This is a genomic window from Pseudomonas sp. fls2-241-TYG-175 (assembly GCF_030209155.1).
GTDB lineage: Bacteria > Pseudomonadota > Gammaproteobacteria > Pseudomonadales > Pseudomonadaceae > Aquipseudomonas > Aquipseudomonas viridiflava.
In genome coordinates, this window is record NZ_JARVSO010000025.1 from 40,673 (window position 1) to 63,401 (window position 22,729).

Sequence of the window (22,729 nt, forward strand, 5' to 3'; positions counted from 1 at the left end):
TTGAACGGTCGCTTCCCGCCGCTCGCGAGTCTGCAATAGTGAATCCAGTCCCCCTCGTCAGTGTCGTCATTCCCGCCTTCAATCCACGCTTCTTCCGCCAGGCGCTGCAAAGTGCGCTGGATCAGGTCTATGACAATCTGGAAATCATTGTCTGCGACGACTGCCGGACCGACGAAATCAAAGCCATTTTTGACGAGTTGGCGTCTGCGCCTGACAGCCGGGCGCGTTACGTGCGCAACGCTCAGCGCCTTGGCTTTCAGCGCAACATTCTTCGCTGCCTGGAAGAAGCCAGCGGCGAATACATAAAGTTTCTGTGTGACGACGACAGGCTCTATGCCTACTGCGTGCTGAATCAGGCTCGGGTGCTCGAGGCGAATGCCGATGTGAAATTGGTGGTTGGCAGGCGTCATCTGGTGGACGCCGATAGTTACATATTGCCGGCACGTATGGAAAACGTCGGGCTTGTGCCTTACGACGCCTTGTACAAAGGCGATGACATGCTGGCCATCTTCGAGCGCACGCCGCGCAATTATCTGGGTGGATTCAGCGGTGCGCTGATGCGCAGGGCCGATGTTCTGGAGTTGCTGCCATCGATTGCGCAGCCCGGCGAGGGTTTTATCGCAACGCTGGATTTCACGCTGTTCATCTGCCTGTTGCGCCGCGGCAATCTTGTCACGCTGCACAGCATCGAAAATATAGAGCGTCTGCATCCGGGGCGTTTGAGTCGTCAGCCTGAAATGAATCAGTTGGCAGTGACTGAATGGGGCTGGATTTCCGAAATGCTCAAGGCCCGCAGTGGCGAGCAGGCACCAGCCCAGGGGTGGGTAAGGTTTCTGCCGCTGCGCAAGGCTTCGCAGGAGCCACGCGAAGAGTGGGACGAGGTTGGTATTTACGGCATCATGGCCAATCGGCAGGGCGTCATGCGAAGCCGGGTGGGCGCTGAAAGTCAGAGTTATGCCGAGCTTTACGAGGATTGGCTATCCTGCCGTCAGTTCAGCAAACCGCAGAAAAAGCTTCTTGAGCAGCGCATCGCAAGCTGGCCATGGCTGCCGCGTATCGTTCCGGTGATCATTGACGCCGACGGCAGTGCCGAGCACCTCGACATCACGCTGCGCAGCATTGCCGAACAGGACTACGCGGCTGAAGCCGTTGTGGTGCTGACCACGGCAACGAGCATCAACGATCCGCAAGTGCTGCGCTTTGCCTTGCACCCTGATCAGGCGCAGCAGTTGAACGACGTGCTGCCGTTGCTGGAGCAGGCCGACTGGGTGTACCTGCTGCGTGCCGGTGACAGGCTGACATCCACTTCGCTGTTGGTGCTGGCCGAACGCATTGCGCACATCCCCGGCATGCTGTGCGCCTACAGTGACGAAGGTGCGATCATCGAGGACGAATCCGGCGAGCCTATTTTCAAGCCCGGATTCAACCTGGACCTGATGCGCGCCTATCCGTATGTCGGGCGCGCGCTCGCCTTCGAGCGACGCAACCTGCTGGCAATGGGCGGATTCGACTCTGCGCACGCAGAGCTGGCACCCCACGACGTGATCTGGCGTCTGGTGGAAGGCCCGGGGTTGCAGACCATCGAGCACATCGCGGAAGTTCAGGTCGAATCAGTGCTTGCGTTCGCTGACTGGCTGTCGCTGCCTGAAGTGATCATTAAGAGTGAGCCGCTGGTGTCGGCTCACCTGACACGCATTGGCCGAGAGCATCTGATCCATCATGACCAGTCGTCGCTGATCAATCGCATCGAATACCTGCACCCAGAGCGGCCGCTGGTATCGATCATTATCACGACGCACGACCAATTGGCGGCGCTGGAGCGTTGTGTCGACAGCCTGCTGAGCAACACGTCCTACCTGAATTACGAAGTGTTGATCGTTGATAAGGCCAGTGAAACCCCTGAAGCGCAAGCCTGGTTTGCCGCGATGGGGCAACTGGGCACCGAGAAGCTACGGATTTTCACATTGTCTGAAACCGGCAGCGAGGCCACCGCGCAGAACCTGGCGGCGCGCGAAGCGCGTGGTGACTATCTGGTCATGCTCAGCCCTCACTCGATCATCCATCAGGCCGACTGGCTGGAAACCCTGCTCAATCATGCTCAGCGTCCCGAGGTTGGTATCGTCGGCCCTAGAATCATCAACCCGCAAGGCAATGTGCTGTACGCAGGGATGGTGCTGGGGATGGAAGGCGTGGCTGGCAGACCATTCTTCAATTTCCACGCGGGCTCGAACAGCTATATGCAGCGGCTGCAAGTGACGCAGAACTGGAGTGCAGTCAGCGGTAATTGCCTGATGGTGCGCAAGGACGTATTCCAGAGCCTTGATGGTTTGGAGGCGCCAACCTTCACCCAAGGCTTGCAGGATCTTGATCTGTGCATGCGCGTCGGACGCAGCGGCTACCTGATAGTCGGCACGCCCGATTCGACGGTCGTATTGGCCGAACCTGCTGCCGCTGTGCGTTCCGATGCGTCGAAAAAAGCGCTTGAAGACGAGCAGAACGCTTTCTACCAGAGGTGGCTGCCGGCGATCGCCCGTGACCCGGCCTACAACCCCAATCTGAGTCTCCATGAAGCGCTATCCTTCGATCTGGAACCTGGTCTGCTGGATGGCTGGAACCCGTTCTGCGCTCGGCATCTGCCGACCATTCTGGGCATGATCGTCAATTCGTCAGCAGTGGGGCACTACCGGGTCAGCCAGCCTCTGATCGAATTGAAGGCCGCTGGACGCGTGCTGGGCAGTCTGGCGTATCACTCGCCGTCGATTGTCGAGGTCGAGCGCATGTCCCCGGATGTGGTGATCCTTCAAGGGCGTTACAGCGAGGCCAAGATTCCCGACATCATTCAGGTGAAAAATTTCTCGAATGCAATGCGCATTTTCGAGCTGGATGACTACATCGCCGACGTTCCGCTGCTTAACGAGCATCGGCGCAACATGCCTGACAACATTGGTCAGATGTTGCGTAAGGGCATTGGGCTGTGTGATCGCGTGGTGGTGTCGACTCATCCGCTGGCTCAGGCGCTGTCCAGCATGCACAGCGATATTCGCGTGGTACCGAACATGCTGGCCCCGCATCTGTGGAGCGGGCTGAAAAGCAAGCGTCGTACGTCCGGCAAACCTCGCATCGGCTGGGGCGGCGGAACCAGTCACCGCGGTGATCTGGAGCTGATTGTCGATGTGGTGCGTGAATTGGCCGATGAAGTCGAATGGGTGCTCTTCGGCATGTGCCCCGACTTGCTCAGGCCCTATATCCATGAGTATCACCCAGGCGTCAGTCTGAGTACGTACCCGGCCAAGCTGGCCAGTCTTAATCTGGACCTGGCCCTGGCTCCGCTGGAATTTCACATCTTCAATGACTGCAAGAGCAATTTGCGGCTATTGGAGTACGGCGCGTGCGGCTATCCAGTGATCTGTTCGGATACAGAAGCCTACCGTGGTCATTTACCGGCTACCCGCGTACTCACCAACAGCCCTGAAGAGTGGCTGCAGGCGATTCGCATGCATTTGTCCGACCCCAATGCCAGTTACCGTATGGGGGATGAGTTGCGCGAAACCGTGCTGCGTGACTTCATGTTGCGCGGGGACAACCTGCAATACTGGGCCAACGGCTGGCTGCCGGACTGACGCTTTATCTGTTGAGCTCGCGCACGGCTCGGAAACCGGACCGGAGTCGGTCCGGGATGCTGAAGCTGCTATGTTCTGTTCTTGCTTCAATGCCGGCTCGGACCGGGTTGAGGGTGTTATCGGTTCGCTATAGGAAAGAGTATGCAAAGCCACTTCGGGAATGAAGCCACACCCTTGAATCAGCGTCTGACCCTGCTGTTGCTGAATCAGGACCAGCCGGATTTCCTGCGTCGAGCGTTGAAGTACTACGGCAGTTTTCCGTGCAGCGTCGTCCTTGTGGATACCTCGCCGGAACCGGCTGCGGGAATCGCCGCGATTGCGGACTTGCACTACGTGCACGCTGCAGCGTTTGCCGAAAAAGGCTTGAACGCCGTTTTGGCCGAAGGCCTTCGGCACGTGACCACGCCGTTCGTGGCGTACGCCAGTGTCGACAGTTTTCTGTTGCCCGACGCCGTGGTCGAGGCGCTGAGCTTTCTGGAAAACAACGAGTCGTACGGCGCCTGTCAGGGCTACAGCCTGAGCTATCAGGCATTGGTCGGTCAGGTGGATTACATGCGCCGGGATCGCCGGATCGCCGAGGATTATGCCAGCGAGTCATCCGCAGAACGGTTATTGAGCTTTTTGGGGCAGGGGATCTCGTTGCTCAACGCCGTGACCCGTACCGAACTGGCTCGTCGCTGGTTTTCCACGGTGACAGAGCAGACCGAGTTGCACTGGCAGGAACTCGGCTACATGACTTATTTGGCAGCCGCCGCAAAACTGCGCATATTGCCAATCCCCTATGCGCTGCATCATGCGTTGGACAAGGACGCGCAGACACGTCTGGGCGGTGCCGTCTCGGGCGCGGTCAAGCATATCGACCCCAAGGCCCGCGCCGCGCGTGAAGCATTCGCCCACACCCTGATATCGGCAATGGACGACGCGTCCGGTCTTGTAGGGGAGCCAGGCGTTCAAACCGTTCTCGAGGGGCTTCAAGCCGCAGCGGACGGTCTTGAAACCCAGCCGTGGCAAGCGGATGAGAAACTGTTCAGCGCGCTATGGAACGTCGGTCTTGCATGCTCAGAAGCGCACTTCGAGCCTCGGCAGTTTGTCGATCTGCCGTTCTATAACCAGCCATTCTTTGACGAGTTGGCTCGAATCGAGTTTCTGATTCACGTCTTCCCGGCAGGTCGCCTGCAAATGGAAGGACTTGAAGCTGCGCTGCTCAAACAATTCGAGCTGTTGCGCCCGCAGAGCAACCCCGATACGGAGACGCGGATCAGTCGGTTGTGGCAGGCCTATGCCACGTACGCGTTCAGCATTGATGTCGTTCAGGCATTGGCGAAAGAACTTGCCGGCTCTGCAGACGATGACGGGGAAGCCGAGGACATCTCTGCCTGGGCGCAGCGTCTGCTCGCAGTTTCCAGTCACAGTAACAGCCGGCTGCTCGACCGCATGGAATCGGGGCGCCTGCTGAGCTGGCTGGACTCGCGCGATCCGAAGCCTGCGCAATTGAAAACGCTTACGGCCCGCCTGTCGAAACAGCCTGCCGGATCGCAGATCGGTATCCTGTTGCTGGATCTGGAGGCTGACGTCTTCAAGTTGCAGGCGACATTCGACAGCCTGATGAACGGCCATTACCGGTCGTTCAAGGTGATTGTATTCACCACGGGCGAGCTGCCTGCAGCGACGACACTGCAAAACACCCTGCATTTCGTGAAGGTCACCGAGGCCAACTACGTTGACAGAATCAATCAGGTCCTCAAGCAGTCGCCCAGTGACTGGTTGATGCTGGCGCAGGCCGGTGACGAGTTCACCCGCAGCGGTCTGTTGCTGGCCAGCGCCCAATTGCTCGATGCATCGCACTGTCGGGCTGTTGCCGTGGACGAGATTCAACGTCAGCCCAATGGCACGCTGGCGCCGCTGTTTCGTCCAGGCTTCAATCTTGATTTGCTGCAAAGTGTGCCAGCCCTCATGGCGCGTCACTGGCTGATTCGCCGCGACCTGCTGGTCGAGGTGGGCGGTTATGCCCGGGAGTTTCCGAAAGCGCTGGAATTCGACCTGCTGCTGCGTCTGATCGAGCAGGGCGGCATGAGCGGTCTGGCTCATCTCAGCGAGCCACTGTTGATTTGCGAGGCGCCGGAGCTTGAAGACAACCCGGATGAGCAGAAGGCCTTGACTCGTCATCTGAGCCATCGCGGTTATCAGGCCGAAGTCGGTTCAGCGCTGCCTGGCACCTACAAGATCGACTATCGCCACAGTCACCGGCCAATGGTCTCGATCCTGTTGCACAGTCAGGACAACCTGCCCGAGCTGCAGCGATGCCTGCAAAGCATTCTGCAGCGCACCCGCTATCAGCGTTATGAAGTCCTGATCGCCGACAACCAGAGCTCGTCCTCCGAACTGACCGCCTGGCTTGATCAGCAGGAGAAGCTCTCCAGCCGTGTCCGCGTATTCAAGGCCGAACAGCGCGTGAGTATCTCGGTACTGCGCAATCTCGTCAGCCAGGAAGCCAAGGGCGAATACCTGATTCTGCTGGATGCCGAGAGTCAGATCGTCAATGTCGGCTGGATTGAGTCATTGCTCAACCAGGCCCAGCGCCCCGAGGTTGGCGTTGTCGGTGTCCGGCTTATTGAAAAGGACGGCACCATCACGCAGGCAGGTCTGGTTCTCGGGCTAAACGGTGCAGTGGGATCAGGCTTTGTGGGTGAATCGAAAAGATCCCGGGGTTACATGCAGCGTCTGGTCGTCGAGCAGAACTATTCGGCGGTTTCATCGGCCTGCCTAATGATTGGCAAGGCGCTGTTCGATGATGTCGGCGGTCTGGACGAAGGGCCGTTCGCCGAGGCGCTGGGCGATGTCGATCTGTGTCTGAAGGCAGGCCAGGCGGGGTATCTGACGGTCTGGACACCGCATGTTCAGGTTATCCATTCCGGAAGGATCGATGCACCTGAGTCTGCGAGCGATGCGTTGATCGGCAAATGGTCAGCACAGTTCTCTCAGGATGAAGCCTACAACGCCAATCTGTCCTTGAAGGGCACAGCGTTTACCCTCGCGTCTCTCTAATCCCGTCTGTTTTTGAGGAAAATCCGGCTGCCAGTCAGCCGGATCGCTCCTTACACCACATCGCAAGGGCCTCACGGCCCTGTTTTTTCCTCACCCAGAATCGCAAAGCAGTCACATTCAAGTGACCTGTGGGTCATAAAGTGCATCTCCACTGTAATGTTTTACAGCGAGTGACAAGCGCCTGACTTGCCTTAATGTGTCATGCGCCCTGAAAATGTCCGCAATTCGCCTCTATTCGGTAGCGCCCTGATTTCTTTGGGACGAACATTTACCTGTTTACTAATCGGGAAGCCATGATGATTGGCATAAAAAGCATAGCGAGTTACGTGCCCGCTGAAGGCGTCGATAACTACGCTCAAGGTGCCAGCTTCGGCAAGGATGAAGACTTCATCCTCGGGAAGATTGGCTCCACGTTCCTGCCGCGCAAGGCAGACGGTCAGGAAACCTCGGATTTGTGTGTCGAAGCGGCCAACAAGCTGTTTGCCAGCAATCCTCAACTCAAGCGCGAAGAAGTCGATGTACTGATCGTCGTCACCCAGAACGGTGATGAAGAAGGGCTGCCGCACACTGCTGCCATCGTCCAGGACAAGCTGGGGCTGTCGACCAACGTCGCTGCGTTCGATATTTCGCTGGGCTGCTCCGGCTATGTCTACGGTATCTATGCGATCAAGGGCTTCATGGAAGCGGCTGGCTTGAAAAACGGTCTGCTGATCACGGCCGACCCTTACTCGAAGATTGTCGACCCTGAAGACCGCAACACCACCATGCTGTTCGGTGACGCGGCCACCGCCACCTGGATGGGTGAGGGCGCTGAGTGGCAACTGGGCAAGGCGAAGTTCGGTACGGACGGTTCCGGTGCGCCGCACCTGAAGGTCAGTAACGGCGTGTTCTTCATGAACGGTCGTCAGGTGTTCAACTTTGCACTGCTCAAAGTGCCTGCTCACCTGCACGAGCTGCTGGGCGAGTCCGGTCTGCAGCCTGATGACATCGATGCTTTCTGTATCCATCAGGGCAGCGCTGCCATCGTGGACGCCGTGGCGCGTCGTTTTGAGGACAAACCGGAGAAGTTTCTCAAGGACATGGTCGAGACCGGTAATACCGTGTCGTCCAGTATTCCCCTGCTGATAGAAAAGCACGTACTCGATTCTTCCTGGAACCGTGTGGCGCTGAGTGGCTTTGGTGTCGGTTTGTCCTGGGGCTCGGCAATTATTTACAGGGGCTGATTGTCGGCGGTCTGAAATAAAACGCCTGCGACGTTAGTTGTGGGCGTTTTAGTCTGGATAAAACGGTTACAAAAATCTGCTGTCACCGTTTTTGTCAATCCAACAGCGCTGTCCCGGCCTGTTGAAGATCCTCTTTTCTGTGTTGTGCGCGCTTCAAGCCCTTGTTTTATAAGGGGTGGCAGACTGCTAGCAAAATTTTTGAAAAAAACACTCAAGCAACCTGCCATCGCGACGATAACTATTACGAAGGTTCTCTAGGCATACCCGGCGCTTGCAGGGGCCGGAAGCCACGTAGTACACAACCCACGAGGAATTCATCATGGCTTTAACAGTAAATACCAACGTTACGTCGTTGGCCGTTCAAAAGAACCTGAACCGCGCCTCTGACGCACTGTCCACTTCGATGTCCCGCCTGTCGTCGGGCCTGAAAGTACAGAACGCCCGTGACAACGTGGGTGTTTTGAGCACCATCGCTTCGATCAACTCGCAGGTTCGTGGTCAGACCGTAGCGATCCAGAACGCCAACGACGGTATGTCCCTGGCTCAGACTGCTGAAGGCGCTCTGCAAGAGTCCGTATCGATCCTGCAGCGTATGCGTGAACTGGCAGTTCAGTCGCGTAACGACAGCAACAGCGCAGTCGACCGTACTGCCTTGAACAAAGAATTCACAGCGATGAGCTCTGAATTGACTCGTATCTCGGCCAGTACCAACCTGAACGGCAAGAACCTGCTTGACGGTTCTGCCAGCACCATGACTTTCCAGGTCGGCGCCAACACCGGTACCTCCAACCAGATCACTCTGACCCTGAGCGCAAGCTTTGACGCAGAAACCCTGGGCGTTGGTTCGGCCATCAGCATCGTCGGTTCGGACAGTGCTGCTTCAGAAGCCGCCTTCTCTGCTGCAATCACTGCAATCGACTCCGCTCTGCAGACCATCTCGTCTAGCCGTGCTGATCTCGGTGCTGCACAAAACCGTCTGACCACCACCATCTCCAACCTGCAGAACATCAACGAAAACGCCAGTGCTGCACTGGGTCGTCTGCAAGACACCGACTTCGCTGCTGAAACTGCACAATTGACCAAGCAGCAGACTCTGCAACAGGCTTCGACTTCGATCCTGTCTCAGGCCAACCAGCTGCCATCCGCTGTACTGAAACTGCTTCAGTAATATCGGCATGAGTTTTGGCGGGGGAGTGCGTAATCGCGCTCTCTCGCTTTTTTGCTTTCGGAGGTGATGGTCATGGAGATGAGTGTAAAGCTGAACGTGTCCTATCCGGCCACTCAACCGACGAGTCCGGCTCCGGCCACGGACAAGTCTGTTGATAAGCCTGCCGACGTCAAGTCGGTGGAGCGGGTTGCCGCTTCGGATGAAAGCAAAGAGCTGGATCATAAGAAGGATGATGCTCAGGAGGAGACTAAAGTCAGGGCCGCGGCGGACGAAATCCAGAAATTTTTTCATTCGGTCAAACGCAATCTTGAGTTTTCGATCGATGAAGGTTCTGGCAAAGTCATCGTCAAAGTCATTGCAAGTGACTCTGGTGAAGTGATCCGGCAGATTCCGAATGCAGAAATCCTGAAACTGGCCGATAGCCTGAGTGACGCGAACAGTTTGTTGTTCCGCGCCAAGGCCTGACCACCGGTAAGGTTATTGTTGCAGGGTTTGGAGGGTCAAATGCCTCGAAGCCCGGTGACACACGAGAAGGAGAAGCGAAATGGCAAGTCCAATTACCTCGACAGTAGGCGTGGGTTCGGGTCTTAATATCGGTGAAATCGTCAAAGGGCTGGTGGGTGCCGAGAAAGCCCCCAAGCAGACCCAGATAGACAAACAGACTTCCGCTACCTCGGCCTCGCTGTCGGGTGTCGGTCAGTTGTCGTCTGCGCTGGCTGCGTTCCAGAAAACCATGGACACGCTCAACAGCACCACAACGCTTGCGTTCAATGGCTTCGCGGCGACCTCGGCCGATGAAAAGGTCGTGAAGGCAACGGCGGGCAACAACGCAGTCAACGGTTCTTACGCTATCGGTGTCACCAAGCTGGCGACTCCTTCCAAGGTCGCGACTGCAGCATTGACGGCTGCCCAGACCAGTGCCATTCCGAGTGGTACCCTGAAAATCACTCAGAATGGCGTTGCTCAGGAGGTCTCGATCGACCAGGGCTCGACGCTGGAGCAGGCACGCGACAAGATCAACTCCACGCTTCAAGGCAAGGGCATTACCGCGAACATCATCAACGACACCAGCGGTGCGCGTCTGGTGTTCAGTTCGACCACAACCGGCAGCGGCAGTGACATCTCGGTAGAGGCCAGTTCCGGTCTGGAAATGTTCAATATCGATGGCACAAAGAAAATGTCGGAGACCGCTACCACCGATGCCAACGGCAAAGTGATCGGAGGCGCGGGCGCGATTTCTGAACTGGCGGGAGACGCAGAGTTCACCGTTGACGGTCTCAGTCTGACCAGTAAGACGAACAAGGTAAGTGGCGCGATTTCCGGCATCACCTTTGACCTGGTTGCGCCGAGTGCACTAGGCGCCACCACCACCGTTACCGTGGCAACCAACACGGATGGTCTGAAGGCTTCTCTGCAAAGTTTTGTGGATTCCTATAACACGTTGGTCAAGCTTGTCGCGACGCTTACCAAGGGGTCTACGGGCAAGGATGCTGCCGGCAAGGATGTGTTCGTACCCGCTCCGCTGACTGGCGACGCGACGCCTCGCTCGCTGCTGGCAGTGATCCGTACACAGATCGCTACCTCGACCTCGACTTCAGGTCTTGGCTCTCTCGCTCAGTTGGGTATCCAGACGCAGCAGACCGACGGCACATTGTCTCTGGACTCGACCAAGTTCACGGCGGCGTTGAGTGACAAGAAGATGGGTAGCCAGATCCAGGCGCTCTTCACAGGTGAAGGTGGTCTGCTGAGTCGTCTGGGCAAAGCGGTCCTCCCCTACAATGAACCTGGCAAGGGGATTCTGCCGAGCAAAACGACCAGCCTGACGGCGGTGCAGAAGCAACTGACCAAAGATCAGGCTGACCTGGACCGTCGTATCGACACCCTCACTCAGACCCTGACCAAGAAGTACAACGCGATGGATCTGGTAGTGGGGCAGCTCAAGGCAACAGCGAGCAGCATCACGTCGATATTTGCAGCCATGAATGCGCAAAAGAACAATTCGTAGTTCCATTTGCCGATTATTGTGCTTGCCAACAACCCGACCCTGTGTCGGGTTGTTGTTTTTGGGCTAAAGTTTTTTCGCGCTGCGTCGATAGCTTGAATATGAGTAATCTGGATTTATCATGAGGCCCCCTATGAATCCGATGTTAGCGTTGCGGCAGTATCAGAAGATTGGTTCCCAGGCACAGACCTCGGAAGCCAGCCCACACCGTCTGGTTCAGATGTTGATGGAGGGCGGTCTGGATCGCATTGCCCAGGCCAAGGGCGCGATGTCACGCAAGGAAATCGCTAACAAGGGCATCTTCATCAGCAAGGCCATCGGCATTGTAGGCGGCCTGCGTGATGGTCTGGATCTTGAAAAAGAGCCGACCGAAGCACTGATCAGGCAGGACAAGCTGTATCACTACATGATGACGCGTCTCGCTGAAGCCAATGCGCACAACGATCAGAAAATGCTCGATGAAGTGGCAGGTCTGTTGATCACGGTCAAGGAAGGCTGGGACGCCATCGGCGCCACGCAATCGCAATAAGGCCCGGCTGCCTTAGGAGAGAGACATCATGAGTGCTGCACTCAAGCGAATCGAAGAAACCCGTGAGGCCTTGGTCGGGGCACTGGCTGAGCGCGACTGGGAGGCCATCGGCAAGCTTGACCTGGCGTGCCGTGAATGTGTCGATGCGGTGGTCGGCCATTCGCCTGATGACGAGCCCGCCCTGCGCAGCAACCTGGAAGAGCTTTTAGGGGTCTACAGGCAATTGATTGACGTCGCAACCGGCGAGCGTCAAGCAATCGTCGATGAAATGGCACAAATCCAGAATGCGAAAAACGCAACGAAGGTCTATCATCTCTTCGGCTAGCTTTTATTTGTCGTTTTAATTATCCGACAGGAAGTTCGCCATAAATTTGACTGTGTACGTTTTTTTGACTTAACTAGTGATGTTTACTATTTTCTGGCGTCTCATCGTTTATATCGGCTGAGCGGCCAAGCTGCCCCCCAATCATGGGCATTGAGTTGACTAGGGAAGTTGCTATTGCATGTGGCGTGAAATCAAGATTCTGCTAATCGATGACGATAGCCAGCGCCGCCGGGATCTGGCGGTTATCCTGAACTTCCTTGGCGAAGAAAATCTTTCCTGTTCCAGTCAAGACTGGCAGCAGGTCGTAGGCTCGTTAGGGTCTACGCGGGAAGTGCTTTGCGTGCTGATCGGCAACGTAAACGCCCCGGGCAGCCTTCAAGGACTGCTTAAGACCATCGCCGCATGGGATGAGTTCCTTCCTGTCCTGCTTTTGGGCGAAAGTTCTTCCGTCGAGCTTCCGGAAGACATGCGCAGGCGCGTGCTGTCTGCGCTGGAAATGCCGCCCAGCTACAGCAAACTGCTGGATTCCCTGCACCGTGCCCAGGTCTATCGTGAAATGTACGATCAGGCCCGTGAGCGTGGTCGTCATCGCGAACCGAACCTGTTCCGCAGCCTCGTCGGTACCAGCCGTGCGATCCAGCATGTGCGGCAGATGATGCAGCAGGTGGCCGACACCGACGCCAGTGTTCTGATCCTGGGCGAGTCCGGCACCGGCAAGGAAGTTGTTGCCCGTAACCTGCATTACCACTCCAAACGCCGCGACGCGCCGTTCGTGCCCGTCAACTGCGGTGCGATTCCGGCTGAATTGCTGGAAAGCGAATTGTTCGGTCACGAGAAGGGCGCTTTTACCGGAGCGATCACCAGTCGTGCCGGGCGCTTTGAACTGGCCAATGGCGGCACTCTGTTTCTGGATGAGATCGGCGACATGCCCCTGCCGATGCAGGTCAAATTGCTGCGCGTGCTGCAGGAACGCACCTTTGAGCGCGTTGGCAGTAACAAGACCCAGAGTATTGATGTGCGCATCATTGCCGCTACGCACAAGAATCTCGAAAACATGATCGAGATCGGCAGCTTCCGTGAAGACCTTTATTATCGTCTGAACGTGTTCCCGATCGAGATGGCGCCGCTGCGTGAGCGCGTCGAAGACATTCCGCTGCTGATGAACGAACTGATCTCGCGCATGGAACACGAAAAGCGCGGCTCTATCCGTTTCAACTCGGCGGCCATCATGTCGCTCTGCCGTCATGCCTGGCCGGGCAACGTTCGCGAGCTGGCCAACCTGGTGGAGCGCATGGCGATCATGCACCCGTACGGTGTGATCGGTGTTGCAGAATTGCCGAAGAAGTTTCGCTATGTCGACGACGAAGACGAGCAGATGGTTGACAGCCTGCGCAGCGAGATCGAAGAGCGTGTCGCCATCAACGGTCATACGCCAAACTTCGCCTCCGGTGCGCTGTTGCCGCCTGAAGGGCTCGATCTGAAAGACTACCTGGGTGGTCTCGAGCAGGGGCTTATTCAGCAGGCGCTGGATGATGCCAACGGCATCGTTGCCCGTGCCGCCGAGCGTCTGCGGATCCGTCGCACGACGCTGGTCGAGAAGATGCGCAAGTACGGCATGAGCCGTCGGGAAGGAGACGAACAGGCGGAGGATTGACGCCTGCTCGAACGGCCAAAAATCAAACCTCTGAATTTTCAGGGGTTTTTTTTCGGCACGAGGATTGCTAAGTCTCTCTCAACACACCGTTTACTGACGGTCCGCCACGCGAGAGATGATTTATGTCCAACGCCGCCCACATGACTTCCGAACTGTCTGTCCAGCCGTTTCCCGCTCTTGAGCTGGAAAGCCGTCACGGGCTGGAACAGGCGTTTTCGCTGTTCAACCAGATGTCGGCACAATTGACCGATTCCTACGGACATCTGGAAGCACGCGTGACTGAACTCAAGGGTGAGCTGGCGCAGGCCGGTGTTCAGCGTATTCAGGAGCTGGCAGAAAAAGAGCGCCTGGCCAACCGCCTGCAGAACCTGCTTGATTTGCTGCCCGGTGGCGTGATCGTCATTGACGGCATGGGTGTGGTCCGCGAGGCCAACCCTGCTGCAATCGATCTGCTGGGTCAGCCGTTGCTGGGCATGCTGTGGCGGCATGTGATCAGTCGCTGCTTCGCTCCGCGTGAAGATGACGGGCACGAGATATCGCTGAAGGACGGCCGTCGTCTGTCCATTTCTACCCGCTCTCTGGATGCCGAGCCGGGCCAGTTGGTGTTGCTTAACGACCTGACTGAAACCCGTCGCCTGCAGGAGCAGCTGGCTCGCCACGAGCGTCTTTCTTCTCTGGGGCGGATGGTTGCCTCGCTGGCGCATCAGATTCGCACGCCGCTGTCGGCTGCGATGATCTATGCCAGCCATTTGACCGAGCAGGAACTGCCGGTGGAAACCCAGCAGCGTTTTGCGGGCCGACTCAAGGAGCGTTTGCATGAACTCGAGCATCAGGTGCGTGACATGCTGGTGTTCGCCCGTGGCGAACTGCCGCTGACTGACCGGATCGCGCCGGGTGCGCTGTTTCAGGCACTTCAGAACGCAGCGGCGACCCATTTGCAGGGCGTGGCGGTTCGCTGGCAGTGCGACAGCGTCGACGGTGAGTTGTTGTGTAACCGCGACACGCTGGTCGGTGCACTGCTCAATCTGGTTGAAAACGCGGTGCAGGCCAGTGCAGGGCGCACGCGTCTCAAGGTGCATGTCTACAGTCGCGGCAATACGTTGCGGCTGTGCATCAGCGACAACGGCAGTGGCATGGATCAGGCGGCGCTGGCTCGCATCGGTGAGCCATTCTTCACCACCAAGACCACAGGTACCGGCCTTGGCCTTGCGGTGGTTACGGCAGTGACTCGCGCGCATCAGGGTGGCGTGCAATATCGCTCCCGTGTCGGGCGCGGCACTTGCGCCATTGTCAGCCTGCCGTTGATTCCTGCGTCCAGCTCAGTGAGTGCAAGCTGATGTCGATCAAGGTGCTGCTGGTCGAAGACGACCGTTCCTTGCGCGAAGCGCTGGGGGAAACCCTGGAGCTGGCCGGATACGGCTACCGTGCGGTCGGTTCGGCTGAGGAAGCCTTGCTGGCGGTAGAGTCCGAGCCGTTCAGTCTGGTGATCAGTGACGTGAACATGCCGGGCATGGACGGCCATCAGTTGCTGGCTTTGCTGCGCAATCGTCATCCGCAGTTACCTGTGCTGCTGATGACGGCGCACGGCGCTGTCGAGCGTGCCGTCGATGCGATGCGACAGGGCGCTGCGGATTACCTGGTCAAGCCTTTCGAGCCCAAGGCGCTGCTGGCGCTGGTCGCGCGCCATGCGCTGGGGCGTCTCGGTCCGGCCGAAGGCGAGGGGCCGATTGCCGTCGAGCCTGCAAGCATTCAACTGCTCAATCTGGCCAGTCGAGTGGCGAAAAGCGACTCCACGGTGCTGATTTCCGGCGAGTCCGGGACCGGCAAGGAAGTTCTGGCCCGATACATTCATCAAAACTCGCCGCGTGCCGATAAGCCTTTCATTGCGATCAACTGCGCAGCGATTCCCGACAACATGCTCGAGGCCACGCTGTTCGGTCACGAGAAAGGCTCATTTACAGGGGCCATTGCGGCGCAGGCGGGCAAGTTCGAACAGGCCGATGGCGGCACGATTCTGCTCGACGAGATTTCCGAAATGCCCATGGGCCTGCAGGCCAAGTTGTTGCGCGTGCTGCAAGAACGCGAGGTTGAGAGGGTCGGTGCGCGCAAGCCCATCATTCTTGATATTCGTGTGCTGGCGACCACCAACCGTGATCTGGCCGGAGAAGTGGCGGCGGGGCGCTTCCGTGAGGATCTGTTTTATCGGCTGTCGGTGTTTCCGCTGGCCTGGCAGGCATTGCGTCAAAGGACTGCCGATATTTTGCCGTTGGCCGAGCGTCTTCTGGCCAAGCACGTCAATAAAATGAAGCATGCGCCGGTTCGTCTTTCAGCTGAAGCGCAGGCTTGTCTGGTCAGTTATCCATGGCCGGGCAATGTGCGTGAGCTGGACAATGCCGTGCAGCGCGCGCTGATCCTGCAGCAGGGCGGCGTGATTCAGGCGCAGGATTTCTGCCTCGCCGGCCCGGTGGGCAGCGTTCCTGCTCCCGTGGTCCAGTTGCCCGCGCCACACATGCCTGTCACGTCAGTGGCGGATAATGCCGTGGTCGCTGGCGGTTCAGAGTCCGCAGGTGCGCTGGGGGATGACCTCAGGCGTCGAGAGTTTCAGATGATCATCGACACGCTGCGCGCCGAGCGCGGTCGTCGCAAGGAAGCTGCCGAGCGGCTGGGTATCAGCCCGCGAACGCTGCGTTACAAGCTGGCGCAGATGCGTGACGCCGGTATGGATGTGGAAGGCTATCTGTTTGCGACCTGACGGCCACCGTCCAGCCAGCTGCAGACCAGTGGTCGTGATCTGGTGTATTTGATTCTTCGTATGACGAATGCAATACGGGAGGCCCGGAGGCCTTGTCCGGTGGGGGTTGTGCCGGTGATGGCGTCTGAATCGACATGATATTCGAAGGTGGTGTGGCATATTGCCGCCGTCTAGCTGGCACCGTTGTTGCTAAGTCATCTGTATCCGCTGAATCAGTGTCAAAAATTTGCGGGCCTTACGAGAGAAAATGTCCATGAGCCAAGGTATTGAATTTAATCGCTTGATGTTGGATATGCGTGCCATGCAGATGGATGCAATGGCCGCACCCAAGCCTGTGTCCGGTCCTCAGGAAGCAGGTGCCAGCAGTTTTGCCGATATGCTTGGCCAGGCCGTCAACAAGGTTGCGTCGACTCAGCAGGCCTCCAGCCAGCTGGCCAACGCGTTCGAAATCGGCAAGAGCGGTGTGGATCTGACTGACGTCATGATTTCCTCGCAGAAAGCCAGTGTGTCGTTTCAGGCCTTGACCCAGGTTCGCAACAAACTGGTTCAGGCTTATCAAGACATCATGCAGATGCCGGTTTAAGGGACGTACTGAGTCATGGCCGAAGCAACAGCCGATCCTGTTCCAGCAAGAGCGGGCGCCTCCGACAAGAAACCGTTGTTCGGGCTCTCTTTTCTGGAAAACCTTTCCGAAATGACCATGCTGCGTCAGATCGGCCTTATGGTCGGTCTGGCCGCGAGCGTGGCCATTGGTTTTGCCGTGGTGCTGTGGTCGCAGCAGCCTGACTATCGTCCGTTGTACGGCAGCCTTGCCGGTATGGACAGCAAGCAGATCATGGACACCCTGACTGCTGCGAACATCAATTACACCGTCGAGCCGAACTCCGGCGCTTTGCTGGTCAAGGCTGATGACGTGCAGCGTGCGCGCATCCAGCTGGCTCAAGCAGGCGTGGTGCAGAACGATGCCAACATCGGTTTCGAGATTCTGGACAAGGATCAGGGCCTGGGCACCAGCCAGTTCATGGAAGCCACGCGCTATCGCCGTGGTCTGGAAGGCGAACTGGCGCGTACCATTTCGGCGTTGAACAACGTCAAGGGTGCCCGCGTGCACCTGGCCATTCCGAAGAGTTCGGTTTTCGTCCGTGACGACCGCAAGCCAAGTGCCTCGGTACTGGTCGAGCTGTATGCAGGCCGCTCGCTTGAGCCGGGCCAGGTCATGGCGATCATCAATCTGGTCGCCACCAGTGTTCCTGAACTCACCAAGTCGCAGATCACGGTTGTCGACCAGAAAGGCACCCTGCTGTCCGATCAGGCCGAAAACTCGGAACTGACCATGGCGGGCAAGCAGTTCGATTACAGCCGTCGTATGGAAGGCATGCTGACGCAACGCGTGCAAAACATCCTGCAACCGATTCTGGGTTCTGATCGCTACAAGGCCGAAGTGTCGGCGGTGGTCGATTTCAGCGCCGTCGAGTCGACCGCCGAAAGCTTCAACCCGGATCAGCCTGCCTTGCGCAGCGAGCAGTCGGTCAACGAACAGCGTTCCAGCAGCTCGGGTTCGCAAGGCGTTCCGGGTGCGTTGAGCAACCAGCCTCCAGGCCCTGCGACCGCGCCTCAGACCGCTGGTGGTGCTGGCGCTGCTGCAGCCGCTATCGCTCCGGGTCAGCCGCTGCTCGATGCCAACGGTCAACAGATCATGGATCCGGCCACCGGTCAGCCTGCGCTGGCGCCGTACCCGGCCGACAAGCGTGTGCAGTCCACCAAAAACTTCGAGCTGGACCGTTCCATCAGCCATACCAAACAACAGCAGGGTCGTCTGACGCGCCTGTCGGTTGCCGTGGTGGTCGATGATATGGTCAAGACCAATGCCGCCAATGGCGAAGTGACCCGTGCACCGTGGAGTGCCGCAGATCTGGCCCGCTTCACGCGTCTGGTACAGGATGCCGTCGGCTTCGATGCCAGCCGTGGCGACAGCGTCAGCGTGATCAACGTACCGTTCTCCAGCGAGCGCGCCGAAGTGCTGCCCGAGGCTTCGTTCTACTCGCAGCCGTGGTTCTGGGACATCGTCAAGCAGGCAGTGGGCGTTATCTTCATCCTGATTCTGGTGTTCGGTGTGCTGCGTCCGGTGTTGAACAACATCACCACTGGCAAGAGCCGCGAACTGGCCGGTTTCGGTGGCGATGCCGAACTGGGTGGCATGGGCGGCCTGGATGGCGAGCTGTCCAACGACCGCGTTAGCCTGGGCGGTCCGCAGAGCATTCTGCTGCCTAGCCCGACCGAGGGTTATGACGCACAGCTCAATGCAATCAAAAGTCTGGTGGCTGAAGATCCGGGTCGCGTGGCCCAGGTCGTGAAAGAGTGGATTAACACTGATGAATGATCGAGCCCTCGTAGCCAAACTGAGCAAAGTCGAGAAGGCTGCCGTGCTGCTGCTTTCTCTGGGTGAAACCGATGCGGCGCAGGTATTGCGTCACATGGGCCCCAAGGAAGTGCAGAAAGTGGGCGTGGCCATGGCTCAGATGCGCAATGTGCATCGCGAGCAGGTCGAAGAAGTGATGAGCGAGTTCGTCGACATCGTCGGTGACCAGACCAGTCTTGGCGTCGGTTCCGATGGCTACATTCGCAAGATGCTGACCCAGGCGCTGGGCGAAGACAAGGCCAACGGCCTGATCGACCGCATCCTGCTCGGTGGCAACACCAGCGGTCTGGACAGCCTCAAGTGGATGGAACCGCGCGCGGTTGCCGACGTTATCCGCTTCGAGCACCCGCAGATCCAGGCCATTGTGGTGGCGTATCTGGATGCCGACCAGGCCGGTGAAGTGCTCGGGCATTTCGACCATAAGGTGCGTCTGGACATTATCCTGCGCGTCTCGTCCCTGAACACCGTACAACCGGCGGCACTTAAAGAGCTCAATCAGATTCTCGAGAAGCAGTTCTCCGGCAACGCCAACACGTCGCGTACCACATTGGGTGGTATCAAGCGTGCGGCCGACATCATGAACTTCCTCGACAGCTCCATCGAAGGCGCGCTCATGGATTCGATCCGCGAGGTCGACGAAGACCTTTCCGTGCAGATCGAAGACCTCATGTTCGTCTTCAACAACCTCTCCGACGTGGACGACCGCGGTATCCAGGCGCTGTTGCGCGAAGTGTCTTCGGACGTGCTGGTGCTGGCGCTCAAGGGTTCGGACGAGGCGATCAAGGAAAAAATCTTCAAGAACATGTCCAAGCGAGCCGCAGAACTGCTGCGCGACGACCTGGAAGCCAAGGGTCCGGTACGCGTCAGCGATGTGGAAACTGCCCAGAAAGAAATCCTCACCATTGCGCGTCGCATGGCCGAAGCCGGCGAGATCGTGCTCGGTGGCAAGGGTGGCGAGGAAATGATCTAAGGATTCAGCCGACTCATGTCCAGTTCCAATAAAGAATCGGCCAGCGACCTCATTCGTGCCAAGGACGTCAGCGGTCTCGATCTCTGGGCATTGCCCAGTTTCGACCCGCATGTAGAGCCTGAGCCGGAACCCGAGCCCGATCCGGTCGATGAACCGGCCGAGATGGAAGAAGTGCCGCTGGAAGAAGTCCAGCCGCTGACCCTGGAAGAGCTGGAAAGCATTCGCCAGGAAGCCTGGAACGAAGGCTTCGCCACCGGCGAAAAGGAAGGCTTTCACAGCACTCAGCTCAAGGTTCGGCAGGAGGCGGAAGTGGCGCTGGCTGGCAAGATTGCCAGCCTCGAAATGCTGATGGCCAGCCTGTTGAATCCGATTGCAGAGCAGGACACGCAGATCGAAAAAGCCGTTATCCATCTGGTCGAGCACATTGCCCGACAGGTGATTCAGCGCGAGCTGGCAACCGATTCCGGGCAGATCGCCAGCGTGTTGCGTGACGCGTTGAAGCTGCTGCCGATGGGTGCCAACAATCTGCGTATCTTCATCAATCCTCAGGACTTCGCATTGGTCAAAGCCATGCGCGAGCGTCATGAAGAGGCGTGGAAAATTCTCGAAGACGACACGTTACTGCCGGGCGGTTGCCGGATTGAAACCGAGCACAGCCGCATCGATGCCAGCATCGAAACACGGATAGCTCTGGCGATTTCGAAAATGCACGATCAATTGCACGAACAAGTGACGCACCCCGCACCGGCCGATGTCAGCGTCGAGCTGGATGCAGCCCCTGTTCATGCGTCGAAAACCGTCGCACCCGACATGGACCCGCTTGATGCGCCTTGATCGCACCAGTTTCGGCAAGCGCCTGGGAGCTTACGCAGGCTCCATCAGTCTGCCTGCTCAGCCGGTGGTCGAAGGCCGCCTGCTGCGCATGGTCGGGCTGACGCTGGAAGCCGAAGGCTTGCGTGCCGCCATGGGCAGTCGTTGCGTGGTGATCAACGATGACAGTCACCACCCGGTCGAAGTCGAGGCCGAGGTGATGGGCTTTTCCGGCGGCAAGGTGTTTCTGATGCCGGTCGGCAGCGTTGCAGGTATTGCGCCCGGTGCCCGTGTGGTGCCGTTGGCCGATGCCGGTCGCCTGCCGATGGGCATGACCATGCTGGGTCGGGTGCTGGACGGCGCAGGTCGCCCGCTGGACGGACGTCCGCCAATCAAGGCCGAAGACTGGGTGCCGATGGACGGCCCGGCCATCAACCCGCTCAAGCGTGACCCCATCAGTCAGCCGCTGGACGTCGGCATCCGCTGCATCAACGGTTTGTTGACGGTCGGCCGCGGTCAGCGTCTCGGGCTGTTTGCCGGTACCGGCGTGGGCAAGAGTGTGCTGCTCGGCATGATGACGCGCTTCACCGAAGCGGACATCATCGTCGTCGGCCTGATCGGTGAGCGGGGCCGCGAGGTAAAGGAATTCATCGAGCACATTTTGGGTGAAGAAGGTCTTAAACGCTCGGTGGTGGTGGCTTCGCCTGCCGACGATGCGCCCTTGATGCGTCTGCGCGCTGCGATGTACTGCACGCGCATTGCCGAATATTTCCGTGATAAGGGCAAGAACGTCCTGTTGCTGATGGATTCCCTGACCCGTTTCGCCCAGGCCCAGCGGGAAATTGCGCTGGCCATTGGCGAACCGCCTGCGACCAAGGGTTATCCGCCTTCAGTATTTGCCCGTTTGCCCAAGCTGGTCGAGCGTGCCGGTAACGCCGAAGCGGGCGGCGGTTCGATCACCGCGTTCTATACCGTACTGTCCGAAGGCGATGACCAGCAGGACCCGATTGCCGACTCTGCGCGGGGTGTGCTCGACGGGCACATCGTGCTCTCGCGCCGACTGGCTGAAGAAGGGCATTACCCGGCCATCGATATTGAGGCCTCGATCAGCCGGGTCATGCCATCGGTGGTGACGCCTGAACACATGGCCCGAGCCCAGCATTTCAAGCAGTTGTGGTCGCGCTATCAGCAGACCCGCGACCTGATCAGCGTGGGTGCGTACGTGGCCGGTGGCGATCGGGAAACCGACATGGCCATCGCGCTGCATCCGGTGCTGGTGCGCTACCAGCGTCAGGGCTTGCGCGACAACGAAAGCATGCAGGCCAGTGGCGAAGCGTTGGCTTCGGTATTCGGTCCGGCGCCGGGCGGCTGATAGACCATGGCCCAGAGTCGAGCGGCGCGTCTGGCGCCTGTGGTCGAGATGGCGGAGGCGGCCGAGCGTTCGGCGGCTCAGCGCCTCGGGCATTTTCAGGGGCAGGTCAATCTGGCCAACAACAAGTTGCAGGAGCTGGACCAGTTTCGCCACGACTATCAGCAGCAGTGGCTGCAGCGCGGCAGTTCGGGTGTATCCGGTCAGTGGTTGCTGGGTTATCAGCGTTTTCTGAGTCAGCTCGACGTTGCCGTTGCCCAGCAGTACAAGAGCCTGGAGTGGCACAAGGTCAATCTCGACAAGGCACGCGGTGCCTGGCAGGAAGCCTATGCGCGTGTCGAGGGGCTGCGCAAACTGGTCCAGCGCTACATGGACGAGGCCCGCAAGCTTGAAGACAAGCGCGAGCAGAAGCTGCTGGATGAGTTGTCCCAGCGCCTGCCTCGTCACGAACAGTACTAACACCTATTTTTGACGAGTTGATCGCAAACTCTGGTCTACGCTCACAGTGTCTCGGTGTTGCAACACTTCAGGAATTCCTATGACAGTCACTTCCGAGCTTTCCCCGGACCGGCGCCAACTGACGCTCTACATCGCAGGGCGTTTCGATTTCGCCACGCATCAGGCCTTTCGGGGTGCCTATGAGGGGCAGCCGGGGGACCTGAGTTATGTCGTGGACCTGCGCGACACCCATTATCTGGACAGCTCCGCGCTGGGCATGCTGTTGCTGCTGCGCGACCACGCCGGTGGTGACCGGGCACAGGTGCGACTGATCAACTGCTCGGCCGATGTGTTCAAGATCCTCGCGATCTCCAATTTCTCGAAGCTGTTCCAGTTGAGCTGATC

18 protein-coding genes are annotated in these 22,729 nt (G+C 58.4%); all 18 read left to right on the forward strand.

The window, feature by feature from the left end:
• Positions 1-38 precede the first annotated feature (38 nt).
• The 18 genes from QRN20_RS18045 to QRN20_RS18130 all read left to right on the forward strand — a co-directional run bounded on the left by QRN20_RS18045 (position 39) and on the right by QRN20_RS18130 (position 22,727).
• Positions 39-3,620: a glycosyltransferase gene (locus QRN20_RS18045; protein ID WP_029242792.1), complete on the forward strand. Its 3,582-nt coding sequence runs from the start codon at positions 39-41 to the stop codon at positions 3,618-3,620.
• Positions 3,621-3,761: 141 nt separating this feature from the next.
• Entirely contained in the window at positions 3,762-6,665 is a 2,904-nt protein-coding gene (locus QRN20_RS18050) for a glycosyltransferase family 2 protein (RefSeq protein ID WP_122418634.1), read from the forward strand.
• A gap of 296 nt (positions 6,666-6,961) precedes the next feature.
• On the forward strand, positions 6,962-7,888 hold the full coding sequence (locus QRN20_RS18055) for a ketoacyl-ACP synthase III (RefSeq protein ID WP_029242794.1): 927 nt from the start codon (positions 6,962-6,964) through the stop codon (positions 7,886-7,888).
• Between the two features lie 319 nt (positions 7,889-8,207).
• Positions 8,208-9,056, forward strand: a complete 849-nt coding sequence (locus QRN20_RS18060) for a flagellin domain-containing protein (protein ID WP_025995199.1) — start codon at positions 8,208-8,210, stop codon at positions 9,054-9,056.
• A gap of 72 nt (positions 9,057-9,128) precedes the next feature.
• Positions 9,129-9,521, forward strand: coding sequence for a flagellar protein FlaG (locus tag QRN20_RS18065; protein ID WP_025995200.1), 393 nt, complete (start codon positions 9,129-9,131; stop codon positions 9,519-9,521).
• A 79-nt stretch (positions 9,522-9,600) separates the two neighbouring features.
• A complete protein-coding gene (gene fliD, locus QRN20_RS18070; RefSeq protein WP_029242795.1) occupies positions 9,601-11,061 on the forward strand; it encodes a flagellar filament capping protein FliD in 1,461 nt (486 codons plus the stop codon).
• A 130-nt stretch (positions 11,062-11,191) separates the two neighbouring features.
• Positions 11,192-11,587 (forward strand): flagellar export chaperone FliS, encoded by a 396-nt coding sequence (fliS, locus tag QRN20_RS18075; protein WP_025995202.1) that lies wholly within the window; start codon positions 11,192-11,194, stop codon positions 11,585-11,587.
• Positions 11,588-11,615: 28 nt separating this feature from the next.
• A complete protein-coding gene (gene fliT, locus QRN20_RS18080; protein WP_004880742.1) occupies positions 11,616-11,912 on the forward strand; it encodes a flagellar protein FliT in 297 nt (98 codons plus the stop codon).
• A 178-nt stretch (positions 11,913-12,090) separates the two neighbouring features.
• Entirely contained in the window at positions 12,091-13,566 is a 1,476-nt protein-coding gene (gene fleQ / locus QRN20_RS18085) for a transcriptional regulator FleQ (protein ID WP_025995203.1), read from the forward strand.
• A gap of 122 nt (positions 13,567-13,688) precedes the next feature.
• Positions 13,689-14,903, forward strand: a complete 1,215-nt coding sequence (locus tag QRN20_RS18090; RefSeq protein WP_122407473.1) for a sensor histidine kinase — start codon at positions 13,689-13,691, stop codon at positions 14,901-14,903.
• Positions 14,903-16,318, forward strand: coding sequence for a sigma-54-dependent transcriptional regulator (locus QRN20_RS18095; RefSeq protein WP_122429100.1), 1,416 nt, complete (start codon positions 14,903-14,905; stop codon positions 16,316-16,318). Before QRN20_RS18090 ends, QRN20_RS18095 begins: the two co-directional genes overlap by 1 nt.
• 253 nt (positions 16,319-16,571) lie before the next feature.
• Positions 16,572-16,901, forward strand: a complete 330-nt coding sequence (gene fliE, locus QRN20_RS18100; RefSeq protein WP_004880750.1) for a flagellar hook-basal body complex protein FliE — start codon at positions 16,572-16,574, stop codon at positions 16,899-16,901.
• A gap of 15 nt (positions 16,902-16,916) precedes the next feature.
• Positions 16,917-18,698 carry a flagellar basal-body MS-ring/collar protein FliF gene (fliF, locus tag QRN20_RS18105; protein ID WP_029242798.1) on the forward strand — a complete coding sequence of 594 codons (1,782 nt, stop codon included), beginning with the start codon at positions 16,917-16,919 and terminating at the stop codon, positions 18,696-18,698.
• Positions 18,691-19,707, forward strand: a complete 1,017-nt coding sequence (gene fliG, locus QRN20_RS18110; RefSeq protein ID WP_004880752.1) for a flagellar motor switch protein FliG — start codon at positions 18,691-18,693, stop codon at positions 19,705-19,707. Before fliF ends, fliG begins: the two co-directional genes overlap by 8 nt.
• 15 nt (positions 19,708-19,722) lie before the next feature.
• Positions 19,723-20,541 carry a flagellar assembly protein FliH gene (fliH, locus tag QRN20_RS18115; protein ID WP_029242799.1) on the forward strand — a complete coding sequence of 273 codons (819 nt, stop codon included), beginning with the start codon at positions 19,723-19,725 and terminating at the stop codon, positions 20,539-20,541.
• Entirely contained in the window at positions 20,531-21,889 is a 1,359-nt protein-coding gene (gene fliI, locus QRN20_RS18120; RefSeq protein ID WP_029242800.1) for a flagellar protein export ATPase FliI, read from the forward strand. The genes fliH and fliI overlap by 11 nt, the downstream gene beginning before the upstream one ends.
• 6 nt (positions 21,890-21,895) lie before the next feature.
• On the forward strand, positions 21,896-22,345 hold the full coding sequence (fliJ, locus tag QRN20_RS18125; protein WP_004880757.1) for a flagellar export protein FliJ: 450 nt from the start codon (positions 21,896-21,898) through the stop codon (positions 22,343-22,345).
• Between the two features lie 79 nt (positions 22,346-22,424).
• Complete coding sequence (locus QRN20_RS18130) at positions 22,425-22,727, forward strand: STAS domain-containing protein (RefSeq protein ID WP_004880759.1); 303 nt, start codon at positions 22,425-22,427, stop codon at positions 22,725-22,727.
• The last annotated feature ends 2 nt before the right edge of the window (positions 22,728-22,729 follow it).